This window comes from Bacillus thermotolerans (assembly GCF_000812025.2).
Classification (GTDB): Bacteria; Bacillota; Bacilli; order Bacillales; family Domibacillaceae; genus Quasibacillus; species Quasibacillus thermotolerans.
Genome location: NZ_JWJE02000010.1, coordinates 1 through 25,953, shown reverse-complemented (window position 1 = coordinate 25,953; position 25,953 = coordinate 1). Strand labels below are relative to the sequence as shown.

Sequence of the window (25,953 nt, the reverse complement as noted above, 5' to 3'; positions counted from 1 at the left end):
AATGGCTCTCCTTCGAAGCAAGAATCGAAGAAGAGCCAAAGAGCAGCTGCTAGGCTTTTTTTAGCAGCAGGTACATAAAGTAAGGAGCACCGATTAATGAGACAACGATGCCGGCAGGAAGGCCATCTGCACCTCCTGCATTCCTGCCTAGTGTATCAGCCAGCAGCAGCAGCCATCCGCCGATCAAGAGAGCGAGCGGGAGAAACAGCTGATGCCGCGGACCGACTAAGGCTTTTGCTATATGAGGGGCCATCAACCCGACAAAGGCGATGCCGCCTGTTACAGAAACAGCAGACGCCGCCAAAGCTGCAGCTGCTAACAGAAGCAGGAGACGCTCTTTCTCTACAGCGACCCCGACCCCGATTGCTACAGGCTGATTTAGCGAAAGAAGGTTCAGCCGGTTAGCCCGGTAAAAGGTAAACGGAATAAACAGGATCAGCCAAGGGAGCAAAGCCCATACAAACGGCCAGTCCGTGCCCCATATATTTCCCGCCAGCCATTTGGCAATAAAATCCACCTTCGTGCGTTCAGCAGAAGAAATCAGAACAATCATCACACCGGACAGCGCCATGGAGAACCCGACTCCTGTTAAGACAAGCTTTACTGGCTGCACTCCGCCGCTTCTGCTGTAGGAAAATAAATAAATAGTAAGAGCCGTCAATAAGGCGCCAGCGAAAGCAGCCAGCGGCAAGAAGTAAATAAAAGAGCCAGCTTCAACAGGAAAGAACAAGAAGAAGACAGCGACACCAACACCCGCTCCTGAATTAATACCGATAATTCCGGGATCTGCTAAGTCGTTCCGGGTAATGCCTTGCAAAATAGCGCCGGACAGTGCCAGGGCCATACCGGCAAGCAGTGTGATCGCCAGTCGGGGCAGCCGGACGGAGAACAAGATAAATTCTTCTTTAAAAGAACCTTCGCCGAGAAACGTAGGTATTAACCGATCAAAGGATAAAGAGGCATAGCCTGTGCCCATTCCTATAATGGCTGTCAAAACAATAAGCGCCATTAGACCGATAAAGAAGGCTCGCTGTTTTTTTAACAAAGCGGACTGTATCATGAGAAGGTGCGTCCTCCTTTCCGGACGATAAGCAAAAAGAAGGGCAAGCCCATGATGGCAACGATAGCAGCTACCGGGGTCTCATAAGGAGCATTAATGGTGCGGCCAAGCATATCGGCGAATAGCATGAATGAGGCACCCACAAGAGCAGACATTGGGATGATGAAGCGGTAGTCGCTTCCTGTGACCGCCCGTACGATATGAGGTACCATTAAGCCGATGAATGTCATGTTGCCAACGAGAGCAACCGATGCTCCGGCAAGCAGCACGATAAGGCAAAACAACATCACCTTTACTTGCATCGTTTTCTGTCCTAAACCTGCAGCCGCTTCTTCACTTAAGCTAAGAATCGTCAGCTGTCTTGAAAGCAGAAGGGCTGCGAAAAGGCCGCCTGCAATAAACGGAGCAATGATCTGCAACTGCTCCCAGGAAGTACCGATCAGTCCTCCTGCCGTCCACATAGATACATCCTTAGAGATATGAAAATACAGACCGATCCCTTCTGAAACAGCCTGAAGAAAAGCAGAAACAACCGCTCCAGCGAGAACAATCCGAAAAGGAGAGAGACTGCCTTTCTTCATGGATCCGAGCCCGAGCACTAGGGCAGCCCCTCCAGCAGCCCCCGCCATGCAAGCAAGCATAATTGCCAAGTAATTGGCCGAAGGAAGAAAGACAATGGCAATCGCGAGAGCTGCATTGGCCCCCGCGGTTAACCCAAGCAGCCCGGGGTCGGCCAGCGGATTGCGTGTCATGCCTTGCATCATCGCGCCTGCAACGCCAAGAGCAGCTCCGACGAATATAGCGGCCAGTTCACGAGGCAGACGTATTTCCCGGAGAAGGGTGACCGTATCGTTTGCTGTGTTGGAAGTGAGGGCCAGCCATGCATCCTTTACGGTAGCATCGGCTGCTCCAAATACCATAGCCGCTAGAAAAGCGATTATAAAAAGAATGAGGCCGATAGCTAGCTGATAAATAAATGGAAGAGACAGTTGCTTTTCTTTCATCATGAGTCACTCATCTTTCTTTCGTAAATTGATAAAGGAAAAGGAATTCTGCTAATGAGAATTCCTTTTCAAAAAATTATTTCCCAAGAAATTTTTCAATAAAGTAATCTAATTGAAGTTCTAATGTTAATGGGTCATTAAAGTAGAATTCCTCTGCAGCCACTTCAAACACTTGATTGTTTTTAACAGCAGGAATGTTCTTGTAGGTTTCTGTTTCCTGGAAAGAGTGGTCCGTTTCTTTGTTTTTGCTTAAAATCACGTAATCTCCGGCGAATTCAGGAAGAACTTCTAAAGATAGAGCGTAATATCCGTCCTTTAAAGCTGTCTCTTTTACTTTTTCAGGCATATTTAAGTCCATAGCCTGGTAAAGAATTTCTGTGCCGCGCCCCCAGTTATCACCGTACACATACAGCTGCTTATCCCAGCTTTCGATAACGGATACCGTTGCATCTTCACCAATTTTCGCTTTAATTTCCTTGCCTGCTTGCTCTGCACGCTGTTTGAAGTCCTCAACCCATGCGCGTGCTTCTTTTTCTTTATTTAATAGCTTCCCGATTTCAATGTGCTGCGTTAGGTAATCGACTTTTCCATAAGTGTAAGTAACAGTTGGGGCAATTTCATTTAATTTATCTACGTTTTTCGTTGTAGATAAACCGATGATTAAATCAGGATCGAGCTCAATAATCTTCTCTAAGTCATCCTCGGCTACTTCTTCTACACCTTCTAACTCTTCAGCAAAATTAGGATTCGCTTTTGACCACGAATCAACTCCAACAAGGTTCACATCTAATGCCATCACATTACCGGTAAAGGATTGCAACACAACTACGCGCTGAGGATCAGCAGGCACCTCGACTGGTCCATTTTCGGATTGGTATGTAATGGTTTCGGGTTTTTCCTTCGCATTTGTTGCCTCTTTCTCGCTAGTTGATGCTGTACCATTGCTGCTGCAGGCACTAAGAATGAGCACGAACAGCAACAGGAATGGAATAAATGCTTTCTTCATGTTTGTTTTCTCCTTTTAGTAGATTGTAAGTGATGCATATTGGTTTATTTGTTCGAGGATCCCGCCCAATTTCGGCATCAATTTGGAATACTTCTCTAAGCACATCGCGAGTCATTACTTCCTCGCTAGAGCCGGCTTTCACGATTTCCCCGTCCTTCAGTGCAAGGATATAATCCGCAAAACGGGCGGCCTGATTCAAGTCATGAAGCACCATGACAATCGTGCGCTCCTGCTCTCGGTTTAATTTCTGCAATAGCTCCAGTACCTCCAGTTGGTGAGCCATATCGAGGTAGGTCGTTGGTTCATCAAGGAAGATAATCTCTGTCTCCTGGGCCAAGGCCATCGCAATCCAGACTCGTTGCCGCTGGCCGCCTGATAACGCATCAACGGGCCGGTGCTTAAAGGCAGCTGTTCCTGTTACCTCCAGCGCCCAATGAATGACTTCGTGATCTTTTTTTGATAGGCGCCCAAAGCCGTTTTGATAGGGGAAGCGTCCGTAAGAAACAAGTTCCCCTACGGTCAGACCGCTGGCACTTTCAGGTGTTTGCGGGAGAATCGCAAGCTTCTGAGCGATTCTTTTCGTTTTCTCTTTTTGAATATGTTCTCCATCAAGAATCACCGTTCCTGATTGGTGGGGGATAATACGGGTCATAGCTTTTAATAAAGTGGACTTGCCACAGCCGTTTGAGCCGATAATTGTCGTGATTTTCTTATCTGGAATACTCGTCGTTAGATCCTTTACGATTAAGTGGTCACCATATCCTACGTGCAAATGATCTGTATACAAGCGAGCCATGCTGTCACCTCTCTTTTTGAAGATTTAAAAATATTATTGATAATGATTATCAGTTTCGCTTATGTCTCCACTATAATTCGCTTGTTTTTTATTGTCAATAACTTATTTTTAGTTGCTATTGAATGAAAAAGGGGTTATCTTATTGATAATGATAATCAATAACAATTTTTTATCAAGGAGTGGTGAAGCATGGCGGGAGAGGAACTATTTGATATCACCATTATCGGAGGCGGACCGGCGGGGCTTTATTCTGCATTTTACAGCGGATTAAGGCAGATGAAAACAAAGCTAATTGAATGCCAGCCACACTTGGGCGGAAAGCTGCATGTTTATCCGGAAAAAATGATTTGGGATGTAGGCGGGCACCGTCCGATTATAGGAGCGGAACTGATGCAGCAGCTTGTTGAACAAGCGTTAACGTTCGATCCAGAAGTAGTGCTGAATGAAAAAGTGACAAGACTCACACGTAATGAAGAAGGGATATTTGTGATTGAAGGAGCTTCGGGACGAAAACATTTATCTAAAACAGTGATCGCGGCGGTAGGAGGCGGCGTTTTGAACCCCCAAAAACTGGAGATTGAGGGAGCAGAGCGGTTTGAAGTAACCAACCTTAATTATACAGTGAAATCATTGAACCAGTTTAAAGATAAGACAGTGGTCATTTCAGGCGGCGGAAATTCGGCCATCGACTGGGCAAATGAACTCGAGCCGATTGCTAAGAAGGTATATGTTGTTTACAGAAAAGGAGCTTTAAAAGGACACGAAGCACAAGTGCAGCAGCTGTTAGGAAGCTCAGCCACCTGCCTCTTTCATACCTCTATTACGAGACTTATTGCTAATAGCACACATGAAGTTATTGAGCAAGTTGAGGTAATCAACCACGATACAGGGAAGACCTTCTATCTCCCGGTAGATGAAGTAGTGGTTAATCACGGATATGAGCGGGATATGACATTGCTTGAGAATAGCCCTTTAAACATTAAGACAGTGAACCAGTGCTATATTCAAGGCAGCGCCAATAGTGAAACGTCAGTAGCGGGCCTATATGCAGCTGGGGATGTTCTGCATCATGAAGGGAAGCTGCATTTAATTGCGGGTGCTTTCCAGGATGCGGCCAATGCCGTTAATAAAGCTAAGCAATATATTGATCCCGAAGCGAACGGAAGCGGAATGGTTTCTTCCCACAACGATGTTTTCAAGGAAAAAAACAAACAATTAGTAAAACAAATGATCGAATCAGCTTGTTTGTGAGGAGGTGTCTCTCCTTTTGAGTCTCTTTCATAACTCTTGTAAAATAGAGGGATGAAATCTATTGGAAAAAGGTGTTTACATGAAGGGAAGCATAATTATCGGCGGCGGAATCTTAGGCGCATCTGCTGCTTATCATTTGGCAAAAGCCGGACAGAAGGTAACACTGATTGACCGAAAGGATCCAGGACAGGCAACGGATGCCGCGGCAGGCATTATTTGCCCATGGCTCTCGCAGCGCCGCAATAAAGCATGGTATGCGTTAGCGAAGGGAGGAGCCGCCTACTATCCCTCGCTAATTGAAGAGTTGAAAAGAGATGGAGAGACGGAAACAGGCTATGAACGAGTAGGTGCGGTTAGCCTGCATACGGAGACAGGAAAGCTTGAAAAGATGGAAGAGCGGGCTATCAAGCGCCGGGAGGATGCTCCGGAAATAGGCGAGATACGCCAGCTGACAGAAGAGGAAACGTCTGCGATGTTTCCTCCTTTATCCAAAGAATACGCTTCTGTTTATGTGAGCGGAGCAGCGCGTGTCAATGGGCGAGCGCTGCGGCAGGCGTTGCTTTGTGCGGCAAAAAGGCATGGTGCTAGGTTCATTCATGGGTCTGCCGAATTAGAGCGAAGCAACGGGGAAGCAACCGGTGTTCGGGTCGGAGAGGATCGATATGAAGCTGATTATATTCTTCTCACGGCAGGTGCGTGGGCAGGTGAGCTGCTGTCCCCGCTAGGCGTTGCTTTTCAGGTGACTTCCCAAAAAGCGCAAATTGCCCACCTGCAGCTGGAGAAAGAAGAGACCGACCATTGGCCGGTTGTCATGCCGCCGACCGATCAGTACATTTTGGCTTTTGATCAGGGGCGTGTCGTCATTGGAGCCACTCATGAAGACAATATGGATTTTAACACACGCGTAACAGCAGGCGGCATGCATGAGGTGTTCGATAAAGCTTTAGCTGTAGCACCGGATCTTGCTGATGGTACATTCGTCGAAGCGCGCGTCGGTTTTCGTCCATTCACACCGGGCTTTCTGCCAGTCATCGGACAGGTGCCTGGATATGACAGCCTTCTCCTTGCTAACGGACTTGGAGCTTCCGGCTTAACGGTCGGCCCGTTTCTCGGTGCCCAGCTCGCAAAAATGGTGCTCGCTGAACCGCTTGATATTGATCTTGATTTATATAAAGTAGCAAAGGCGATGATAAAGGAAGAAGAGTAGGGGCCCATGATGAATAGGTGTACTCTGTTGTTTGAAGGAGCGAGGGGATGCCCCCCTCGCTCTTATAATATGAGCAAATATTTTGCAGTTTTGCAATTAGCTTTGCATTTTAGCAAAAAATAGGCAGGTGTTTTACAGGGCGCTGTCAAATGTAGGTAACTAGAAGAGCCTAGAAAGAATTGTTGAATGCCTGTAGAAAAGCGCTTTTTGCGCAGATTATTGGTTGTTGTTGTCGTCTTTTTTTACTTGGCATGGGACTTGCTTATTTAATACATAAATATAGCACTTACTAGATAGAAAGCTTGTCCCTTCGCTAGAGTCTCGGACTGGTCAGAAGGGAGATGGGAAGATGAGGTGGAAGTGGCAAGAGGTTTTACAAACGTTGCCGTCTAAGCTATTAGTAGGAGCCGCCATTCAGGAAGCAGCAAATTTGTTCGCCGAGCAGGAATCTTCCGTTCTTTTCATTTATGAAAAAGAGGTCATTGTCGGCTACATTACCTTGACTTCACTAATGAAGCAAATAAAGAATGGTTCCTCACTAGATAGAGCAGCCAATTATGAAACAGACATTCTATTTGTGAAAGAAGCGGGATGGGTAGAGGTGTGCTATAACTGTGAAATCATCGTCGGGGTCAATGAACAAAATAAGGCAGTTGGTTATATAACGGTGCAAGAAGCAAAAAGCCAACTCGCTCGGCGGCAGCTGGATTTTCTTAATCATAGCTTGGACAGTGCTCAAATTGGTATTATCACCACAAATGAAGCATTTGAAGTGAACTTCATGAATGAAACAGCGAGTCAAATTCTTGGTCTATCTTCTTCCATTCTTAACGGAAGGAATTATCGAAATATTCTATCGACTAGTGTGAACTGGGAGAGTATTCTTGCTGGTGACGTCTTATTCGGGGTAGATAGCATGTTTAACTTTAAGAAGATCACAGGTCACTTTTCTCCTATTTATCACAATGGACGCGTTCGAGGAGTGGTCCACCTATTTTACCTTCAGGAACACTTGAAAAGAACAGTTGGTGAGCTGGAGTTTGTTCGCGGGATTAGTGAAGAGCTGCAGGCAATTTACACGGCTTCTAATGAACAAATTATGGTTGTACAGCCTTCTGGAGAAATAACGAGCATCACAGGTACTTTCTTAGATAGCTTTTGGCGACCTTATTCGAAAGAGGAGCTAATCGGACAAAACGTCTATGATTTGCAGGAGAAAGGGTTAGTTGAGCCTAATGTTGTGGACCATTGCTTAAGAGAAAGAGAACGAGTCAGTCTTCCTCAAAGGAACAGGCAGCAGACGAGCATCTTGTCTACAGCTGTACCTGTTTTAAAGGAAGGAAAATTAGAGAAAGTCATCGTTCTTTCGCGTGATATCAGCCTGGAAAAAGCTGAACAGCAAAAGACCCATGAAAGTGAAGGCCGTCTCACACCAGATGGCGTCAAAAAGCTCGTGTACCGTTCAGAAGAAATGAAAGAACTGGTTGAACAGTTAAAAGAGGTGGCGGAAACAGAGTCAACTGTATTAATTAGCGGGGAATCGGGCGTCGGAAAAGAAGTGGTTGCAAGTCACATTCATGAGTTTAGCCGCCGGGCAAAGGGGCCATTTATCACTGTTAACTGCGGAGCGATTCCTGAAAACCTATTGGAGAGTGAATTGTTTGGACATGAAAAAGGGGCCTTTACAGGAGCAGACACCCGAAAAATAGGATTGTTTGAAGCTGCAGACGGGGGAACGATTTTTCTCGATGAAATAGCAGAGCTTCCCCTTCATATGCAAGTGAAGCTGCTGAGGGTGCTGCAGGAAAAGGAGATCGTTCGCATCGGCAGCTTTCGCCCAATCAAGGTGGATGTACGTGTATTGGCGGCCACCAATAAAAATCTAAGAAAAATGGTCGCAGAACAGACCTTCCGAGATGACCTGTTTTATCGATTGCATGTTATTCCGTTGCGTGTGCAGCCGCTCAGAAAGCGAAAAAGCGACATTATGCCGCTTGCTCTCAGCTTTTTAGAGGAGCTGAATCAAATGTATAACAGGAGTAAAAAGCTGTCGAGGGAAGGATTGGAGCTTCTTGAAACCTATCAATGGCCGGGAAACATTCGTGAGCTTCAAAATGTCATGGAGCGTCTCGTCGTGATCGGCCGCCGTGAGATCATTTCAGAGGATGATGTGTTTCGGGCCATCTGGGATACGGAAGCAGAAGGAACAGAGCCTTTAACAGTACGGGGGCTTTTGCCGCTGAAGCAGGCTATACAAGAAGTAGAAGATCAGCTGATTCGACTTGCCATAGGTAAATACAAAACAGCCACCAAAGCGGCAGAAGCACTTGAAGTCAGTGTCTCGACAATTAGCCGAAGAATGAGGAAGTCAGCCGATTAAGGGAGAGAGCACCATGTTAGTTTTTTCAGAGACAAGATTTGATTTTTGCGGTGATGAATACATTTATGCAGAGCTATCGAAAGAAATGAGAATAGAGAGTACGTTTAAGGTCATAACGGTTACAAATGAGCTCAGAAAACGGGATATTCCAGGATTAATAGAGATTTACCCGAGCAATACCTCTTATTTGATTCGTTATGACCCAAATGTGATCTCCCCGCATCATTTACTGGAATACTTGCAGGAAGTCGACCGGCAAAAAAATGACCGCTCGGAATTAACCTTCAGCAGCCGGATGATTGAAATCCCGGTTTGGTACGATGATGCGGTGACTAGAAAAACGGCCGAGAGGTATGAACACCTGCAGCCAGAGGCAAAGGGGCATGACTTCAGCTATGTGATGCAGTTAAATGGTTTCGAAAGCAGCGATGCATTCATTCAGGCTCATTCATCTGTCCCTTATTTTATTACATCGCTTGGATTTAAGCCGGGCAATGCATGGGGATTCCCCATTGGTATTCCTGATCATCGAATTATTCAAGCCCCGAAATATAAAAGTCCTCGCGCCTATACACCAAGTGAAGCGGTTGGCGTAGGCGGAGCTTTTACAGTGGTGTATCCGACAGAGTCAACCGGAAGCTATCAGTTAATTGGCCTATCAGCTGTTCCGGTGTATGACCCGAATCAAAGCTTATCTATTTTCCGAGATACGTTCTTTCTAGCCAAGCCTGGAGACTTGTGGAAGTATCGACCCGTTACAGAGGCAGAGTATCACAATATTCGAGAAGAAGTGAGCAAACGCACGTATACCTATAAAGTCAAGCCAATCCAGTTTTCCGCAGAACGGTATGAAGAAGAAGGCAGCAAGTATATTCAACAGCTGATGGAGGGGTTTTAATCGTGCTATACATACACCAGCCAGGATTAAGGACAACGATCCAGGACACCGGCCGCTTTGGTCACTATCATATGGGAGTTCCCCCATCAGGTGCAGCAGATAGGTACTCCTTTTTATTGGGAAATGCATTGCTTGGAAATCCGTCTCATTACGCTGGATTGGAAATCATGCTTCAGGGGCCTGTTATAGAATTTCAAAAAGCGACTGTGATTGCTTTAACAGGAGCACCCGCAAAAGCATTGTTAAATGGAGAGGACTTGCCGTTTTATGAACCCGTTGCTGTTTCCCTAGGAGACGTACTTGAAATAGGAGAAATAAAGAATGGTGTTTTTGCTTATTTGACCATATCGGGAGGTCTTGATACACCTGAAATTCTAGGCAGCCGTTCCATGTGTGTCGCTAGCGGCTTTCCAGGTGTACTCGGCAGAGCATTGCTAGAGGGCGATTGTATTCCAGTGAAGGAACCGCTGCCAGGTGCTCTCAGACAAATCAGCAACAGTATATTAGAAGAAGTAAAGCCTGTTTTTCGGAAGGAATTAGACCTTCATATTGTATTAGGCATTTCTAGTGAAAGCATCAGCGATGAAGGGTTAATCGGCATGCTCAATGAAGAGTGGACGGTTCATACACAATCCAACCGGGTAGCTTATCGGCTTCGCGGAGGCAAAGTTCGTTATAAGACAGAGGCAGCTCCTTTTGGATCAGGGAGCAATCCAGGCAACATTGTTGATATTCCTTACCCCATCGGTGGGGTGATTGTACCGAATGAAGAGGAATTGATTGTTTTGCTGAATGATGGAACCGGAGGCGGGGGATTTGTCACGACAGGCGCTATGGTCAGCTCGGATATTAGCTTGTTAGCTCAGGCAAGACCGCAGACGACCGTTCGTTTTCATGCAGTAACGGTAGAAAAAGCTTTTCAGCTGAGAAGAGAGAAGGAACAGTTGATCGAGAAGGTAAAAGCAGCTATGCAGCAAGCTTGATCACCTATAGCAGGCTTGCTGTTGGATAAAAATTAAGAATATTCCATCTAGTTGAAGGGGGTGAGGCTTGGACAAATATAAGGGTTAACATAACAAGCGTTTGGCGAAGTGATGAAATTCATTTATATAAAAACGGAGGGGATCAAGTGAGTAAATACCGTGTAGCTGTCGACGTTGGGGGAACATTTACAGATGTGTTTGTATTTGATGAGGAAACAGGAAGTATCTATGTAACAAAAACATCTTCTACACCATCCAATCCAGAGAAAGGGATGCTAGATGGCATCGCTAAGGCCAAGCTGACAGGCGATCAAATTACAATGTTTTCACATGGAACAACGGTGGGAACGAATGCATTGATTGAACGAAAGCTGCCAAAAGCCGCGCTTGTTACAACAAAGGGATTCCGTGATGTAACAGAAATCCGACGAGGAACAAAGCTGGACTTGTGGGATGCCTACAATGATGTAGCAGAGCCTTATATTAAGCGCCGCGACCGCTTCGAAGTGACAGAGCGAGTTGATTATTCAGGAGAAATTCTAGAAGAGGTAAATGAAGCGGAAGTACGGGAGCTGGCGAGAGTTTTAAAAAGACGCCAGGTAGAGTCTATTGCGATCTGCTTTATGAACGCTTATGTAAATGGCAAGAATGAAAGACGAGTAAAGGAAATTTTAAAAGAAGAAATGCCGGATGTGTACATATGTACCTCCTCTGAAACGCTGCCGGAGATTTTTGAACATGAGCGAATGAGCACTACGATCGTGAATGCTGTGCTTGGACCGATTGTAAGCAAATATATTCAGGTGCTTGAAGGAGAAATGAAGGAGATTGGCTATCAAGGCGATATCCTTGTTCTTCATTCAGGTGGAGGGGTGATGACCTCTGAAACCGTTCCGCGCTATGCAGCCCGTCTCGCTAGCTCCGGAATCGCTGCGGGAGCTATAGCAAGTAAATATATTGCGAATATGTGTGGATTTAAGAATGCGATTGGCCTTGATATGGGCGGAACTAGCACTGATATTTCGCTCATGTATGATAACGATTTGCGTATTACGAAAGATTGGTACATTGAATACGGCTATCCAATTGGTTTTCCGAGCATCGAAATTTTGACGATTGGAGCAGGCGGCGGAAGTTTGTCTTGGATTGATGAGGGAGGGTCCCTCAGAAATGGACCGCAGAGTGCAGGAGCTGTGCCTGGGCCTGCATGTTATAAGCTAGGTGGTACTGAGCCGACGAATACGGATGCTAACCTCGTGCTTGGCCGGCTAGGGACAAGCCTTCTAGATGGCCAAATGACCCTTGATAAAGAGGCATCTATGAAAGCGATTGAAAATACGGTGGCTTCTAAGCTGAATTACAACGTGCATGAAGCAGCCGACGCCATCATTAAAGTAGCGAACGCCAATATGTGCGATGCTCTGCGGTTAATCTCTGTTCGTAGAGGATACGACCCGCGTGACTTTGCTCTTGTTGCCTTCGGAGGTGCCGGTGCACTCCATGGAGCCGAGCTGGCTAAAGAGATGGAAATCCCAAATGTGATTATCCCGGCTCACCCAGGGGTAGCAGCAGCGATGGGGTGCTTGCTTGTTGATGTACGCCACGATGTAACGAAGACCTTCTTGGCCGACGCAGGCAGCATTAAGAAAGAAGAGCTGGAGCAGGAATTCGTTGAGATGGAGAAAGAAGCGATCAGCCTGCTTGAAGAAGAAGGCATTGCTCCAGAGAACATGAATTTAATTCGTTATGTTGATATGCGCTATGTGGGTCAATGGCGAACGCTTTCTGTAACGGTGGACCGTCCGCTTCATTCACTCGAAAATGCAGTGGAGCGTTTCCATCAAGAGCATGAGAGAGAGTTTGCCTTTAGAGACAATGAAAAAGGCATTGAGATTTATGGCCTTCGCGTTGAGGCGGTTGGAACGGTGAGAAAGCCGGAATTTAATAAAGAAGAGCCTTCAGGCACATTAGAAGAAGCGTTAAAGGAAACTCGTGACGTTTATTTTGAGGAGTCGGGCGGCTTCGTTGAAACAGCTGTATACGACCGGACAAAAATTCCTGTGCTATCTGAGTTTGCTGGTCCGGCAATTATTGATCAATTGGATTCTACTATCGTCGTGCCTCCTGGCTGTACAGCTAAAGTAGATGAATATAGAAATATTATTATGTCGTTTGTAAAAGGAAAGGGAGAAGACGAGCGAGAAGCAGCTAGCACCATTTCAACTTTAATGAATTAAGAAGGGGTGGGGAAATGAGTAAGGTATTTGAAAGCCAATTAGATCCAGTTACATTTGAAGTGTTGAAAAACGGGTTTGTTAACTTAGTAGACCAAATGTCTGAGCAAGTGCTTCGAACATGTTATTCTTTCGTTATTTATAATCGGGATTTTAGCTCCGCCTTATGTGATGCTAACGGAAATACGGTTATGCAAGGCACGCAGGATATTTCCGTTCACGTTGGCACCCTTCATTTAACAGCGAAGGCTGTTATTGAGGATTTTGGCGATGATATTCATCCTGGAGATGTTTTTATCATTAACGACCCTTACCGGGGGGGAACGCATTTTAACGATACACGGATTATCCGTCCTGTGTTTTACGATGGTCAGTTAATTGCCTTCATGCAGGTGAATGGCCACTGGGCAGATATGGGTGGATCGGTACCGGGATCATTTGATGTTAATTCTAAAGATCATTATGGTGAGGGAATGAGAATCCCTCCGGTGCGGATTTGGAGCAAAGGGGAGTACTTGAAGGATGTCGCTAATGTTCTTGTCGCTAATATGCGTGTACCGGAAGAGCGGCTTGGTGACCTGCGATCTCAGGCAGAAGCAACGAAAACAGGGGAGACACAGCTGATTGCGTTAATCGAAAAGTATGGTCTTGATACGATTTTAACTGCCTTCGCAGAAGTACAGGATTATGTAGAGAGGCTGACAAGAGCAAAGGTAGCGGCTCTTCCGGATGGAGAGTGGGAAACAACGGATTATATTGATATGGATCCGGAGGAAGGCGATGGCCTGATTCCGATTAAGGTGAAAATGACGATCAAGGGAGAGGAAATCTTTTATGATTTGTCAGGCTCGCACAAGTACATCGGATGTTTCTTAAACTCAGCCTTTGGCTCTTCCATGTCTGCTGCATACGCAGGAACAAAGACTTTTTTCCCGGATATTCCATTGAATTCGGGCTTCTATCGAGCTGTGCATGTCGAGCTGCCTGAGGATTCAGTCGTTAATGCCCCTTGGCCTGTAGCCGTCACTGGATTCTGTTCGGGGGCTTATGAAAAAATCATGAATGCTTGCTTTGAATTATGGTCACACATTATGCCTGAACGTGCGTTAGCTTGTTCCTTTAACCTGGAGTATTTGTTGATTGGCGGCTGGGATCAGCGTTCCGGCTACAATAATTACTTTATGTGGTACGATTGGATGGCTGGCGGGCATGGCGGGCGTCATGAGCGTGACGGTGCGAATGCTTTATCTCCAGTATTTGGCGTAGGCCTCAGCATTCAGCCTTGTGAGGGCCAGGAGAGGTTATCTCCGGTTATTACAACGAAGCATGAAATTGTAACAGACTCTGCAGGTCCGGGACAATTCCGCGGCGGTTGCGGGGTAGAAAAGGGCGGTATATTAACAGATTCCAATGATACGGTGATGTCTTATTGCTGCGACCGTTCCCGCTCGGTAACCTGGGGCATTTTCGGCGGGCTTCCATCTACGCCGCACGGGGCTTGGCTCAATAAAGATAAAGAAGACGGACAATTTTTAGGTACGATTTTCTCTAATGTAAAGGTAAAGAAAGGCGACACCTTTACACGGCCGTCGGCAGGCGGCGGCGGGCTGGGTGATCCTTTGGATCGTGACCCGCAGGCTGTGCTTGAGGATGTCATTGATGAGTATGTCTCCATTGAGCGAGCAAAGAAGGACTACGGCGTGGTGATTCGCGAGATTGATAGAGAAATTGATTTGTTTGAAATCGATGAAGAAGCAACAAAGGCCGAGCGGCAATTCATTCGCCAGGCGCGCATCGGCTGGCTGGAAGAGGATATTCACAATGTGGTTGAAAGATACCGGAACGGTGAAATTGACCAGCTCGACCTGATCCGCCGATACGGCGTTATTATCGATCAGGTTACGAACACTGGCTTGCCAAAGACAACAGAACAGAACCGTGAAATGATGAAGAAACGATCCCTTGCTTACTGGACGTAACAATTGACCGAAAGCCGCTTCAAAGCCAGTTATTCCTGGCTTGAAGCGGCTTTCGTGCTTTAAAGGGGCGGGGGTCAGACCCCCGCCCCTTTAAAGCACGAAAGCAACCCGCCGGGCTGATTGTCGGTTGGTTTCTTGGGTATAACAGTAATAATGAATTTTTTTCGGAATGTAGTTCAGAGGAGGCGTGGCAATGAAATGGCAAGGTAGAAGAAGGAGTTCGAACGTAGAAGACCGGCGGGGAATGGGAGGGAAGACGGTTGTTGGCGGGGGAATTGGCGGCTTGATTCTCATACTGCTTTTTACCTTCCTCGGAGGCGATCCATCCATTCTCATGAATGAAACTTCTCAGCCTGTGAACGACAATTCGTCTGTCTCCTATCAGGGATCAGAGCAGGAAGAGGAACTGGCTGATTTTGTCTCTGTTGTGCTTGCTGATACGGAAGAGGTGTGGTCAGAAATCTTTCGCCAACGAGGCATGACCTATGAAGAGCCTACACTTGTGCTATTCACGGGGAGCGTACAGTCGGCCTGCGGGGTGTCGAGCGCGTCTGTCGGTCCCTTTTATTGCCCGGGTGATCAGAAGCTGTATATTGATTTAAGCTTTTATAATGAATTACAGCAGCGTTTCCAGGCTCCCGGTGACTTTGCGATGGCCTACGTTGTAGCCCATGAGGTCGGCCATCACGTGCAGACCTTGCTAGGGACTACCCAGCAGGTCATGCCGCTCCGCCAGCAAATGAGTGAAGCGCAGTTCAATAAGTACCTTGTCCGCTTTGAACTTCAAGCGGATTATTACGCAGGCGTATGGGCTCATCATGCACAGGGCATGGGGTATCTAGAGGAAGGCGATATTGAGGAAGCACTAAATGCGGCCAATGCAATTGGTGATGATACGCTGCAAAAACAGGCGAGAGGATATGTAGTCCCTGAAAGTTTTACACACGGAACGTCCGAGCAGCGGAAACGCTGGTTCTATAAAGGGTTTGAAAACGGTACGATAGAGGGAGGCGACACCTTTAACGCTGCCGATTTGTAAACAGTGAAAAAGGGAGGGGGTTACATGGCGAAATTAAAAGCTCAAACGCTCCAATTGAAGAGAAGCGGCCTCATTCCTAATAATGAAGTGCTCCCTGTTCTTGTCTATGACGGAGTATTTGCTGGTCAGACAGAAGAAATAGAAAGAACATTTCAGCGCCATCAATGGTCGAATAGCTGGACAGGCGGGGTACTCAGCTATCATCATTATCACAGCAATACTCATGAGGTGCTTGGAGTTAAGAGTGGAAAAGCTGATATCTTGATTGGAGGAGAAGAAGGGCAGAAGCTGAGCATCCGCGCAGGAGATGTGCTCGTGCTTCCAGCAGGCACAGGCCATAAGAACGAAGCGGCGAGTGAGGACTTTCAAGTGATCGGTGCATACCCAAATGGAAGCTCTTTTAATATGAGGAAGAGCAGCCCGGAGGACTATAAGCAAGCGGAGCAGGAGATTCCAGCTGTTCCTCTTCCAGGAACGGACCCTGTCTATGGAGACAGCGGACCTCTTTTAGAAGTATGGTACTCATAAGAAGAGCAGCAAATGAATGATAGTTTGCTTCTGCTTTTTTTATCCATTAAATGGCTTTTTCAGGAAGCAATCTTTTAAATTACGCCAGAATTGAGTTATAATATACATGGCATATCAACCGGTAGCACGAGAAAGTTTTCATAGATACAAGTTATAGAAAGAGTTAACTATAGAAAGAGAGTGTGCAAAATGGGACGGAAATGGAACAACATTAAAGAAAAGAAAGCGGCGAAAGACAAGAACACGAGCCGCATTTATGCGAAGTTCGGAAGAGAAATTTATGTAGCGGCAAAGCAAGGGGAGCCGGATCCAGACTCGAATCAGGCGCTGAAGTTTGTATTAGAACGGGCAAAAACCTACAATGTACCAAAGCATATTATTGACCGTGCGATTGAAAAAGCGAAGGGCGGCTCTGAAGAGAACTATGATGAGCTTCGGTACGAGGGTTTCGGGCCAAGCGGTTCTATGGTGATCGTAGACGCTTTAACAAACAATGTAAACCGTACCGCTTCGGAAGTGCGGGCTGCTTTTGGCAAAAATGGCGGCAACATGGGGGTAAGCGGCTCTGTTGCTTATATGTTTGATGCGACTGCTGTTATTGGTGTAGAAGGAAAAACAGAAGAAGAAGCATTGGAAATTTTGATGGAAGCAGATGTAGATGCTCGTGATGTGATAGCAGAGGATGAGGCGGTGATTGTATACGCGGAGCCTGATCAATTCCACGCGGTGCAGGAAGCATTCAGAAATGCAGGAGTGACCGATTTTACAGTTGCGGAATTAACCATGCTTGCACAGAGCGACGTGACTTTATCTTCAGAGGATCAAGAGCAATTTGAGAAAATGATTGATGCGCTCGAAGACTTAGAAGATGTTCAGCAAGTGTATCATAATGTCGACTTAGGTGAATAATGGACGCAAAAAAAGCGGCTGGTCCCCAATGTGGAACAGCCGCTTTTTGTTTGTGCTGCGGGCTGATTTGTCATTTATTGCAGGTTTCGTTATACTTAAGAAGAATCAAATCCGACGAAAATTCTCGTCATTGAATGGAAAGGAGGGACGAACATGGGGCACTGCACGATCGACCACTCACAGCAAGATGTGATTCAAAAGCTGGAGAGCCAAAGGACGTTTCTTCCTTCGAGCTTGTATGAAGAAGCGAAGCGTTTTACGGAAGCACCACAAACACAAGAAACTCTGAATGAACTGTTTCACTTGCTGAAGAAGTATGACCTTGCTTCTTTGGAGGAGCAGAAAGACCGAAATGAAAAATTAAAAAAGCTGATGGGATGACGACAAAGCAAACCATCAGCTTTTATTTTTAATCTCATTGTTAGAAGGTTTGAGGTGGAAAACATCAGGGTAAAATAGGATTGGTCTAAGACAAGGGTAAATGGTCTTAGGAGAGATGGCACAGCTATCGTACACCCAGGCATTCTACATATTTCTTTACAGTTTTTAAAGGGCTTCAGGAAAAAATCATTCAAAGGAAGGCTTTTAGGAGCAGTAAGGTAAATATAGAAAGTGATTCCTTACCATCCGTTGATTTTCCATTTATATAGTGGAATACTAATAAATAAGAAAAAAGCAATTAAGGGGGCCTACATGGATAGGGAGAGTTGGAAGAATCCAGTATTTATTGTGTCAGCTGCCGTGATCATGCTTCTAGTACTATTAGGGGCGATGGCACCAACAGCGTTTGGTGATGTATCTGGCCGATTGTTTAATTTTACGACGATGAATTTTGGTTGGTTTTATTTGCTTGCAGTATTTGTTATCATACTGTTCTTGATTGTTCTAGCGGTTAGTAAATATGGAGCGATTCGATTAGGAGGAGAGGAGGAACGACCAGAGTTTCCGTTCTTCACGTGGATTGGCATGTTGTTCTCCGCAGGCTTTGGAGCAGGTCTTGTATTCTGGGGTGTAGCCGAGCCGATGAGCCACTTTTTCACTTCGCCATTTGAGGGAACCGAGGCGCAAACAGAAGAGGCGGCAAGAATCGCGATGGGCTATTCTTTTTTCCACTGGGGAATCAGCCAATGGTCTGTGTTTGCAATTGTTGGTCTTGTGATTGGGTTTCTCCAATTCCGCAAGAAGAAAGACGGTCTCGTGTCTACCGCATTAGAGCCGGTTACCGGCAGAAAACCAGGTGTCAAGCATACCATTGATTCACTGGCGGTCATCGCTACGGTGATGGGAATTGCGACTTCTGTTGGCTTAGGCGTTCTGCAAATTAACGGCGGTCTTAATGCTGTTATGGGTACAGAAAACTCGATCGGCCTTCAGCTGTTGATTATCCTGGTTATGTTCGTTGCTTATATGCTGTCATCTACTACAGGCCTTAATAAAGGGATTCGTTACTTAAGTAACTTGAACCTGGGACTTGCTTTAGTACTGCTCGTATTTGTTCTATTTACCGGGCCAACGGTTTTCATCATGGAAACGTTCACACTGGCCATTGGTGACTATTTTACGAATTTTATTCAATACAGCCTGCGCATGCAGCCGTATGTAGGAGGAACGTGGGTCCGTGACTGGACCATCTTTTATTGGGCATGGGCGATTGCCTGGTCACCGTTTGTTGGAGCGTTCGTAGCCCGTGTATCAAGAGGGCGAACGATCCGTGAGTTTATTCTAGGAGTGATGGTGATCCCGCCAGCGATTGCTTGTCTATGGATTGCTGCTTTTGGTGGAACCGCCCTTTGGCACGATTTAAATGAAGGAGCAGGAATCGCTGCCGCAGTAAATGCTGACTTGACATCTGCTCTTTTCTTAACATTTGACCAATTGCCGATGTCTGGCATAATGTCTGTTCTGGCAATCTTGCTCATTATTACATTCCTTGTGACATCAGCTGACTCCGCCACTTATATTTTGGCAAGCATGACGTCCAATGGAAGCCTGGAGCCTCCGTTAGTGGCGAAGGTAGTATGGGGCGTGCTGATGGCCGCTATTGCAGCTGTACTGCTTTATGCAGGCGGATTAGAGGCGCTTCAAACAGCCTCCCTCATATCAGCCCTGCCATTCACCGTTTTGCTCCTGCTGCTGATGATAGCTATTGCCAAGCTGGTGAGAAAAGAGCCGCTGCCAATTCGCAAAGCGGACCTTAGACGCTTCCGTCGTTTAGAGAAAGCAGCAAATGAGGATCAAAAGAAAAAATAATCTTTTCTGAAACCAAAAAGCCGAGCACGGGGAAGTGTAACTCCGATGCTCGGTTTTTTAGTTTGCCTAATATAAATCTTAGAGTGCTTTTTGATGAGACTCTTCTTTATAAGGTGTATTTTTTCTTTGTTGTTTGCGTGTAAATACTTTTTCAATTAGGAGATACATAACAATTCCTGCAACTAATCCGTATGCTGCCCCGTGGATGGCTAGGACAACAGCGGTTACGCCTGCTACACCTTGCTCTGCGGGTGTGCGGATTTGCTCCATTCCGACTTGTACACAAACATACCCTGTGACAAGCAGGGAGAGTGACAACGCAATTGGAAGAACGGGCTGAAAAAAGGATGCAAGCGGCAAGAGAAAGAGTGCAAGGAAATTTGCGATATGGAAAGTTCCTGTCCCGCTAAAAATAGAATCCATTGCTTTGCGTCCAAATGTATATCTTTCAATGACTGTGGCAGTTGCCGCTGTCCAAATCGGGCCAGCCAAACCTGGATATGGCGCGAAAAGAGCATGAAGCAAATTGCGAAGCCCTGTAATCAAATGGACACGATTCAAGTTGTTATCAATGGTTTCATCTTTCCGCATTTGATCCGTTCTTTCAATTAATGTGTCGCCAACAATGATGTCTCCGTAAGCGATAATATAAGCAATCAATGCAGTAGGAATAGCTAGTACAAACACATCGAAGCCCGGCATCCCTACGCTAAATGGCAAGTAAGCCCACATTTCACCGAAAGCTGGTGAGATAATTCCCCATTCGATATTTGGCATTGGATATTCGGAGACAGCTAATCCGATAAATATAGCTATAAGAATACCGGGTACCATTCCATAATTGGAAATTACTCTTGCCACTCTATTATTCTGGCGAATTTTTTTGAAAGGGTCAGAGAACATAACGTAAAAAGCAACGAGTGTACCAATAATAATAGACACAGGCGTTTCCATCAGACGGCCGCCCGGTTGAATTTCTCCGATTAAAGCAGCTAACCCAGCGCCGATGACAATCCCGGCTTTTAAGGAGTTTGGCACAATATCAACCATTTTACTGCCGAGTCCCGTGATTCCCAAGAGGAAAAAAATCAGAAAGACAAGGAATTGCAAAGCGAACATGGCTTGAATGGCTTCAGGTCCGGGCTCGAAATCCCCAAGGAAAAGAACAACTAAAGGAATGGCAGGGGTGATCCAGCCAGGTATGAAAGGAGTACCTAATAAGGCTCCCATCATATTGCCGATTCCACAGACAATAATAAAGGCCATAGCAACATCATAAGGCACCCCAAGATGCTGTTGGAGGAGAGGAATCATACTAATGGTAACAACAGATAAGACGATGGCTTGAATACATTCTGCTGTTTCAAATCTGTAATGGACAAAAGGAAGACGAATTTTAAAAGGACCTGCTGGCCAGTAAGGCTGTTCTTTGCCTTCTTTTCTTTTGTAGAAAGAACTCATCTCGCACACTCCTTTGATAAATGATTTTTAATAGAAGGCAAGTCTAAGGTTTTGACTTGCCTGTAGCTGGGTGGAATCGCTTTCACTTTGCCGCATTAGCTTAATGAATAGATGCAGTGTCGGCTAACGTTTGACCAATCGCCTGCTTATAAAGAGAAAGGATGTCTTCTATTTTAGTTTTTCGTGGATTGACCAGGATGTTTCCACTTTTCATTGCATCTTCTGCCATTGATACAAGATCAGATTCACGAATGTTGTATTCTGCAAAATCTTTTGGAATGTGAATGTCTTGAGATAAGCGTTCGACAGCTATAACGGCCTTATAAGCGTTGTCCATAATCGGTTGATTGGGATCGATATATTCGCCCATTGCTCTGGCGATATTGGCAAACTTTTCGGGAGCGGCCGGTAAATTGAACCTCATTACATGCGGAAGCAATACCGAATTGGCTACGCCGTGAGGAACATTATAAATAGCACTCAAAGGGTGGCTCATAGCATGAACGTTGCCTAGACGCGTATTATTGAATGCGATGCCGGCTAAAAGGCTTCCGTAAAGCATAGCCCCTCTGGCTGAGCTGTTTTCTCCATTAAAGACAGCTTGCCTCAGGTTAGATGCAATCGTGCGAATGGCTTCTAGTGCCAGTGTTTCTGTCAAGACGTTTGCCATTGTCGATGTGTAAGACTCAATAGCATGTACAAGTGCATCTACACCGGTAGCAGCTGTTAATGCAGGCGGCAGTGTCAGAGTAAGAGAAGGGTCTAAGATCGCCCAATTTGGCGCAAGACTTTTGCCGCCTACTGTCAGTTTGTATTCCGTGCTTGTATCAGTAATAACGGTAAACACAGTAACCTCGCTTCCTGTGCCAGCTGTCGTTGGAATCGCTAAAAGAGGAAGAGGTGTATTTGAGAACTGATCGATACCTTCATAATCTGTAATACCCCCTCCATTTGTAGCCAGCATACTGATTGCTTTTGCTACATCAATGGGACTTCCTCCACCGACACCTATTAAAAGGTCAGGTTTAAACCTTTCTAATAAGTGCATGCCTGCCTCTACTGTTTCCGTTGTTGGGTTTGCTTCGACGTTGGAGAAAACACTGCACTCTACATTCGTTTTCTTTACTTGCTGCAAAACGAGCTCCAAAATCTTTGCTTTTTCAATTCCTTCATCGCAAATAATCATTACCCGGTTAAAATGATTCTTTGTAATGACCTCAGGAATGTTGGAAAGGGCCCCCTCACCAAAGAATAGATCAGGGTTCAAGTTAAATTGAAATGATGTGATTGAATGCATAAAATTGCCTCCTTTTTAGTTCTGTTATTTCTATAGCAATGTTCATGCCAACCATATTTGCACGAAGAGGGGTAAACACCGCATGAAAAAGAAATATTTGCTCTCTAAAATAAGAATAATTTGCCGAATCGGTGCAATATTGCTAATATTTTAACTAAATGTTACATATCGCTTGAGCATTTTTGCACACCTAGTGCACAAGCACACAAAACATAGGGTGAGTGAAGGAGTGGAAAAATACTTGGGAGCTCCAAGAGAATCTGTCATGAGGAAAAAACGTTATGAAGATAGTTTGCAAGAGTCACAGTTAAACGAGTTTGTTCAGTCAATTGATAGACCTTCTGCTGTCTTCACTTTAGAAGGAAAGCTTATAAAAGCAAATAAGCTAGCAGCCGCCCTTTTAACTGCTGAATTTATTAAAGCCTTATCGTTTCAACAATGGAAGAGCGAGAAGGGAATGCTACGGCAGAAAGTTATTCAGGATAATAAGTGTTTTGTTTGTATAGCAAGGAAAATAGATTTAGTATTACACCAATTTTATTTTGTTTATATAGAAAAAGAAAACACGAAAAGAGAAGTACCTGTTTTAAACAATATTGTTGGCTGCGTCATGGATTCAGCCCAGGAAGGAATTTATATTACCGATGGGGAAGGCTACACATTAAAGATTAACGATACCTATTCAACGATTACTGGTATTGCGAAGCAGGATGTGGAAGGGAAGCATGTGTCGGAACTGATCATGCGCGGATACTTTGATAGTTCTGTTACTGCTAAAGTAATTAAATACAGACAAAAAGTATCCGTTATGCAGAAGATCAATAATGAAAGGAATATCTGGCTTGTCAGCGGTACACCGGTCTTCGATAAATATAATAATCTTATTTTAGTGATCAATACACTTTATGACATGACGAAGTTGAATGAACTGCAGGAGAGGCTGAAAAAGCAGGCATTATCACTTAAAGAACAAGAGAGGGAAATAGAGAAACTGAGATCAAAAGCAAGTGAAATTCCAGGATTCATTGCTCAAAGTCGAGTGATGGATGTAACAGTTGACCGCATCAATCGATTATCAAAGGTTGACACCTCTGTGCTTATACTAGGAGAAACTGGGACAGGAAAAAATGTTATTGCTGAAAAAATCCATTCTCTCAGCGACCGAAAGAATGGGCCATTTATCGAAGTGAACTGTGGTGCGATCCCCGAGTCGCTCTTTGAATCAGAGTTATTCGGCTATAGAAAAGGTGCTTTTACGGGAGCTGCAAATGAAGGAAAGCAAGGAATAATTGAGTCGGCAGAAGGAGGGACTTTATTTTTAGATGAGATTGGTGAGATGCCGCTGGCTCTTCAAGTAAAGCTTTTAACGGTGCTGCAAAATAAGAAGGTTCGCAGAGTGGGAGATGTGAAAGATCGTGATGTAGATATTCGCATTATAGCAGCCACAAACAAAGAACCTAAAGTGTTGATCGAGAAGCAAAAGCTAAGAGAAGATTTATATTATCGGTTATCGGTTGTCACGATTGATCTTCCCCCATTGAGGGATCGGAAGGAAGATATATATCTATTGACTAAGCACTTTCTTGATAAGTTTAACCGAAAGCATCAAAAGCAGCTGAAGCTTGCTAAAGAAGTGTACTTTACTTTTGAATTTTATTCATGGCCGGGTAACATCCGAGAATTAGAACATATAGTTGAACAGCTAGTTGTTTTAAATGACGGACCGGTCGTGAAAGAGACAGACCTGCCGGAATCATTTCAACAACTGTTGTCTTCGCGGCCGGCATACTATGATGAAGGGAGGAAACCGCTAAAGGAATTGGTGAATGATTTTGAGAAGAGATATATAGAAGAATTATGGGAGGAGCATCAAGATATATACGAGGTGTCAGAGAAGCTTGGCCTTCACCGTACGACACTTTTACGAAAGGCTGAAAAATTAGGCATCCTTCTAAAAAAGACAAATAAAGACTAATCCCTGTATGAATACAAGGATTAGCTTTTATATGTTCCCTTTATTAAAAAGATGCTTTTTATTCCATCATATCGGCTACAATCTCATAGGAGCGCAGGCGGTCTTCATGATGGAAAACCTGTGAATTAACAATGACTTCATCTGCTTGTGTTTCATCTATAAAGCTCTTCAGCTTCTCTTTCACCATGTCCGGCGTGCCGATAATAGTAGAACGGGAATCAAGCGATCTTTCGATGGCTGCCTTTTCAAAAGGGCTCCACACTTCATCGATGTTATCAATAGGTGGCTTCAGCTGAGTTGGTTCGCCTCTGCGCAGGCTTAAGAATTGCTGCTGCTGGGAGGTAGCCAGCCATTGGGCTCGTTCTTCTGTATCTGCAGCAAAAATATTCACGCCGACCATCGCGTACGGCTTGTCCAGTACATCAGATGGCTGGAAGTTATCGCGGTAAAGCTTTAAGGCTGCCAGTGTGTGCTCTGGCGCAAAGTGGCTGGCAAAGGAGAATGGCAATCCTTTAGCGGCAGCGAGGCGAGCACTGTAATCGCTTGAACCAAGGAGCCAAATAGGGATGTTTAATCCTTCTCCTGGGAAAGAGCGTACACGGGCTGACGGGTTTACTTCAAAATAAGCCTGAAGCTCATCCAGCTGAAGAGGGAAGTCTTCAACACGGCTATGGAGCGTGCGGCGAAGAGCGAATGCCGTCGCCTGGTCACTTCCTGGCGCGCGGCCAATACCAAGGTCAATGCGTCCAGGGTACAGTGATTCTAATGTACCAAATTGCTCGGCAATGACAAGTGTTGCGTGGTTTGGCAGCATGATGCCGCCTGAGCCTACACGTATGTGATTTGTTGCACCGGCGATATGGCCGATGATGACAGATGTTGCTGAACTGGCAATGCCCGGCATATTATGGTGCTCGGCCAGCCAATAACGATGAAAGCCCCAATTTTCTACATGCTGGGCTAAATCGACACTATTTTTAAAGGATTCAGCAGCTGTGCTTCCTTCATTAATGGGTGCTAAATCCAAAACAGATAACGGAGTACCTTGAAATCGTTTGGTGTTCATTGTGTTCACTCCTTCTAGGATCCTGTATAGAAAAGAATAAGGCGTTTAGGACTTTTCGTCCAATAAACTGCTTATCCAGGAGTCCCCATAGGGTTGGAACAATGATAAACAAAGCAGGGGCGCGAGCTCATTGGTCAGCTCGCGCCCCTGCTTTGTTTAATTATTTAACGGGGTGCTTTCTCTCTAATGGAAGCGGATCAATGCTTTGATCATTTGGCGTTAAGTCAATGCCATAATCCTTTGCAAATACCATGTGTGTATCCACTAGCACATTTTCTGCCTTCTCATCCAGATGGAATACACGTGCGCCGCGCAGGCGGTTTTTCTCATCGCCGGATAAGCCGTAGGTACCAAAGCCTGCACTGCCGCCGTATCCAAGCAAAATGCCATAGTAGTTTCCGCAGTACGTATTAATATGGTCATGCCCGCAGAATACGCCTTTCACATCCCCGCGCTCAAGCATAGCAGAGAACAAGCCGCTGTTGACGGGTCCTGGACATTCATCTTCATTTCTCTCTCCGGTAATAGCATGTTTTTTAGGTTCTAAATCAAATGTTGGGGTTTTAGGCTACCGCGCTACGCTTGGTGGCCTCTATAAAAAATGATGGATGGTACCATTCATCATTTTTT

General features: G+C 45.4%; 21 protein-coding genes. 13 read left to right on the top strand and 8 right to left on the bottom strand.

Features of this window, described 5'->3' with window-relative positions; genetic code table 11:
• Positions 1-49: 49 nt before the first annotated feature.
• From QY97_RS06160 to QY97_RS06145, 4 genes are all read right to left on the bottom strand, one after another.
• Positions 50-1,060, bottom strand: coding sequence for a FecCD family ABC transporter permease (locus tag QY97_RS06160; RefSeq protein WP_039238587.1), 1,011 nt, complete (start codon positions 1,058-1,060; stop codon positions 50-52).
• The gene (locus QY97_RS06155; protein ID WP_039238585.1) at positions 1,057-2,067 is read right to left on the bottom strand and encodes a FecCD family ABC transporter permease; all 1,011 of its coding nucleotides are present in this window, start codon (positions 2,065-2,067) and stop codon (positions 1,057-1,059) included. Before QY97_RS06155 ends, QY97_RS06160 begins: the two co-directional genes overlap by 4 nt.
• Before the next feature lie 73 nt (positions 2,068-2,140).
• Complete coding sequence (locus QY97_RS06150) at positions 2,141-3,070, bottom strand: iron-hydroxamate ABC transporter substrate-binding protein (RefSeq protein WP_039238583.1); 930 nt, start codon at positions 3,068-3,070, stop codon at positions 2,141-2,143.
• Complete coding sequence (locus QY97_RS06145; protein ID WP_039238581.1) at positions 3,021-3,866, bottom strand: ABC transporter ATP-binding protein; 846 nt, start codon at positions 3,864-3,866, stop codon at positions 3,021-3,023. The genes QY97_RS06150 and QY97_RS06145 overlap by 50 nt, the downstream gene beginning before the upstream one ends.
• A 189-nt stretch (positions 3,867-4,055) precedes the next feature.
• On the opposite strand from QY97_RS06145, the gene QY97_RS06140 reads away from it, so the two are divergent.
• The 12 genes from QY97_RS06140 (at position 4,056) to QY97_RS06085 (ending at position 19,524) form a co-directional block, all read left to right on the top strand.
• Complete coding sequence (locus QY97_RS06140) at positions 4,056-5,117, top strand: NAD(P)/FAD-dependent oxidoreductase (protein WP_039238579.1); 1,062 nt, start codon at positions 4,056-4,058, stop codon at positions 5,115-5,117.
• A 79-nt stretch (positions 5,118-5,196) separates the two neighbouring features.
• The gene (locus tag QY97_RS06135; RefSeq protein WP_039238692.1) at positions 5,197-6,324 is read left to right on the top strand and encodes an NAD(P)/FAD-dependent oxidoreductase; all 1,128 of its coding nucleotides are present in this window, start codon (positions 5,197-5,199) and stop codon (positions 6,322-6,324) included.
• 349 nt (positions 6,325-6,673) lie between these two features.
• Complete coding sequence (locus QY97_RS06130) at positions 6,674-8,704, top strand: sigma 54-interacting transcriptional regulator (protein WP_083965801.1); 2,031 nt, start codon at positions 6,674-6,676, stop codon at positions 8,702-8,704.
• A 13-nt stretch (positions 8,705-8,717) separates the two neighbouring features.
• Positions 8,718-9,602 carry a 5-oxoprolinase subunit B family protein gene (locus QY97_RS06125; protein WP_039238577.1) on the top strand — a complete coding sequence of 295 codons (885 nt, stop codon included), beginning with the start codon at positions 8,718-8,720 and terminating at the stop codon, positions 9,600-9,602.
• 2 nt (positions 9,603-9,604) lie between these two features.
• On the top strand, positions 9,605-10,585 hold the full coding sequence (locus QY97_RS06120) for a 5-oxoprolinase subunit C family protein (RefSeq protein WP_039238575.1): 981 nt from the start codon (positions 9,605-9,607) through the stop codon (positions 10,583-10,585).
• Between the two features lie 146 nt (positions 10,586-10,731).
• Positions 10,732-12,822 (top strand): hydantoinase/oxoprolinase family protein, encoded by a 2,091-nt coding sequence (locus QY97_RS06115; protein WP_046128682.1) that lies wholly within the window; start codon positions 10,732-10,734, stop codon positions 12,820-12,822.
• 14 nt (positions 12,823-12,836) lie between these two features.
• The gene (locus QY97_RS06110) at positions 12,837-14,798 is read left to right on the top strand and encodes a hydantoinase B/oxoprolinase family protein (RefSeq protein WP_039238573.1); all 1,962 of its coding nucleotides are present in this window, start codon (positions 12,837-12,839) and stop codon (positions 14,796-14,798) included.
• Between the two features lie 193 nt (positions 14,799-14,991).
• Positions 14,992-15,837, top strand: coding sequence for a KPN_02809 family neutral zinc metallopeptidase (gene ypfJ, locus QY97_RS06105; protein ID WP_039238129.1), 846 nt, complete (start codon positions 14,992-14,994; stop codon positions 15,835-15,837).
• 24 nt (positions 15,838-15,861) lie between these two features.
• Complete coding sequence (locus tag QY97_RS06100) at positions 15,862-16,365, top strand: cupin domain-containing protein (RefSeq protein WP_039238126.1); 504 nt, start codon at positions 15,862-15,864, stop codon at positions 16,363-16,365.
• 189 nt (positions 16,366-16,554) lie between these two features.
• Positions 16,555-17,274 carry a YebC/PmpR family DNA-binding transcriptional regulator gene (locus QY97_RS06095; RefSeq protein ID WP_039238123.1) on the top strand — a complete coding sequence of 240 codons (720 nt, stop codon included), beginning with the start codon at positions 16,555-16,557 and terminating at the stop codon, positions 17,272-17,274.
• Between the two features lie 153 nt (positions 17,275-17,427).
• On the top strand, positions 17,428-17,655 hold the full coding sequence (locus QY97_RS06090; RefSeq protein WP_039238121.1) for a hypothetical protein: 228 nt from the start codon (positions 17,428-17,430) through the stop codon (positions 17,653-17,655).
• A gap of 312 nt (positions 17,656-17,967) precedes the next feature.
• Positions 17,968-19,524 (top strand): BCCT family transporter, encoded by a 1,557-nt coding sequence (locus tag QY97_RS06085; RefSeq protein WP_099098540.1) that lies wholly within the window; start codon positions 17,968-17,970, stop codon positions 19,522-19,524.
• A 78-nt stretch (positions 19,525-19,602) separates the two neighbouring features.
• Here the strand turns inward: QY97_RS06085 and QY97_RS06080 are convergent, their stop codons facing one another.
• Together QY97_RS06080 and QY97_RS06075 are read right to left on the bottom strand one after the other, a co-directional pair.
• Entirely contained in the window at positions 19,603-20,985 is a 1,383-nt protein-coding gene (locus QY97_RS06080) for a solute carrier family 23 protein (protein WP_039238120.1), read from the bottom strand.
• Between the two features lie 100 nt (positions 20,986-21,085).
• Positions 21,086-22,282 carry an iron-containing alcohol dehydrogenase gene (locus QY97_RS06075; RefSeq protein WP_039238117.1) on the bottom strand — a complete coding sequence of 399 codons (1,197 nt, stop codon included), beginning with the start codon at positions 22,280-22,282 and terminating at the stop codon, positions 21,086-21,088.
• A 265-nt stretch (positions 22,283-22,547) separates the two neighbouring features.
• On the opposite strand from QY97_RS06075, the gene QY97_RS06070 reads away from it, so the two are divergent.
• The gene (locus QY97_RS06070) at positions 22,548-24,257 is read left to right on the top strand and encodes a sigma-54 interaction domain-containing protein (protein WP_157761884.1); all 1,710 of its coding nucleotides are present in this window, start codon (positions 22,548-22,550) and stop codon (positions 24,255-24,257) included.
• A gap of 58 nt (positions 24,258-24,315) precedes the next feature.
• On the opposite strand, the gene QY97_RS06065 is transcribed toward QY97_RS06070, so the two are convergent.
• Together QY97_RS06065 and QY97_RS06060 are read right to left on the bottom strand one after the other, a co-directional pair.
• The gene (locus QY97_RS06065; RefSeq protein ID WP_099098539.1) at positions 24,316-25,323 is read right to left on the bottom strand and encodes an LLM class flavin-dependent oxidoreductase; all 1,008 of its coding nucleotides are present in this window, start codon (positions 25,321-25,323) and stop codon (positions 24,316-24,318) included.
• Between the two features lie 160 nt (positions 25,324-25,483).
• Positions 25,484-25,786, bottom strand: a complete 303-nt coding sequence (locus QY97_RS06060) for a metallophosphoesterase family protein (protein ID WP_039238113.1) — start codon at positions 25,784-25,786, stop codon at positions 25,484-25,486.
• Positions 25,787-25,953: the final 167 nt, after the last annotated feature.

Excerpts from the sequence above, each read along its gene's own strand:
- QY97_RS06110 (WP_039238573.1), top strand. The coding sequence starts at position 12,837 with ATGAGTAAGGTATTTGAAAGCCAATTAGATCCAGTTACATTTGAAGTG.
- QY97_RS06125 (WP_039238577.1), top strand. The coding sequence starts at position 8,718 with ATGTTAGTTTTTTCAGAGACAAGATTTGATTTTTGCGGTGATGAATAC.
- QY97_RS06095 (WP_039238123.1), top strand. The coding sequence starts at position 16,555 with ATGGGACGGAAATGGAACAACATTAAAGAAAAGAAAGCGGCGAAAGAC.
- QY97_RS06060 (WP_039238113.1), bottom strand. The coding sequence starts at position 25,786 with ATGCTTGAGCGCGGGGATGTGAAAGGCGTATTCTGCGGGCATGACCAT.
- QY97_RS06155 (WP_039238585.1), bottom strand. The coding sequence starts at position 2,067 with ATGATGAAAGAAAAGCAACTGTCTCTTCCATTTATTTATCAGCTAGCT.
- QY97_RS06150 (WP_039238583.1), bottom strand. The coding sequence starts at position 3,070 with ATGAAGAAAGCATTTATTCCATTCCTGTTGCTGTTCGTGCTCATTCTT.
- ypfJ (WP_039238129.1), top strand. The coding sequence starts at position 14,992 with ATGAAATGGCAAGGTAGAAGAAGGAGTTCGAACGTAGAAGACCGGCGG.
- QY97_RS06080 (WP_039238120.1), bottom strand. The coding sequence starts at position 20,985 with ATGAGTTCTTTCTACAAAAGAAAAGAAGGCAAAGAACAGCCTTACTGG.
- QY97_RS06140 (WP_039238579.1), top strand. The coding sequence starts at position 4,056 with ATGGCGGGAGAGGAACTATTTGATATCACCATTATCGGAGGCGGACCG.
- QY97_RS06130 (WP_083965801.1), top strand. The coding sequence starts at position 6,674 with ATGAGGTGGAAGTGGCAAGAGGTTTTACAAACGTTGCCGTCTAAGCTA.
- QY97_RS06075 (WP_039238117.1), bottom strand. The coding sequence starts at position 22,282 with ATGCATTCAATCACATCATTTCAATTTAACTTGAACCCTGATCTATTC.
- QY97_RS06085 (WP_099098540.1), top strand. The coding sequence starts at position 17,968 with ATGGATAGGGAGAGTTGGAAGAATCCAGTATTTATTGTGTCAGCTGCC.
- QY97_RS06145 (WP_039238581.1), bottom strand. The coding sequence starts at position 3,866 with ATGGCTCGCTTGTATACAGATCATTTGCACGTAGGATATGGTGACCAC.
- QY97_RS06090 (WP_039238121.1), top strand. The coding sequence starts at position 17,428 with ATGGGGCACTGCACGATCGACCACTCACAGCAAGATGTGATTCAAAAG.
- QY97_RS06160 (WP_039238587.1), bottom strand. The coding sequence starts at position 1,060 with ATGATACAGTCCGCTTTGTTAAAAAAACAGCGAGCCTTCTTTATCGGT.
- QY97_RS06065 (WP_099098539.1), bottom strand. The coding sequence starts at position 25,323 with ATGAACACCAAACGATTTCAAGGTACTCCGTTATCTGTTTTGGATTTA.
- QY97_RS06135 (WP_039238692.1), top strand. The coding sequence starts at position 5,197 with ATGAAGGGAAGCATAATTATCGGCGGCGGAATCTTAGGCGCATCTGCT.
- QY97_RS06070 (WP_157761884.1), top strand. The coding sequence starts at position 22,548 with ATGAGGAAAAAACGTTATGAAGATAGTTTGCAAGAGTCACAGTTAAAC.
- QY97_RS06100 (WP_039238126.1), top strand. The coding sequence starts at position 15,862 with ATGGCGAAATTAAAAGCTCAAACGCTCCAATTGAAGAGAAGCGGCCTC.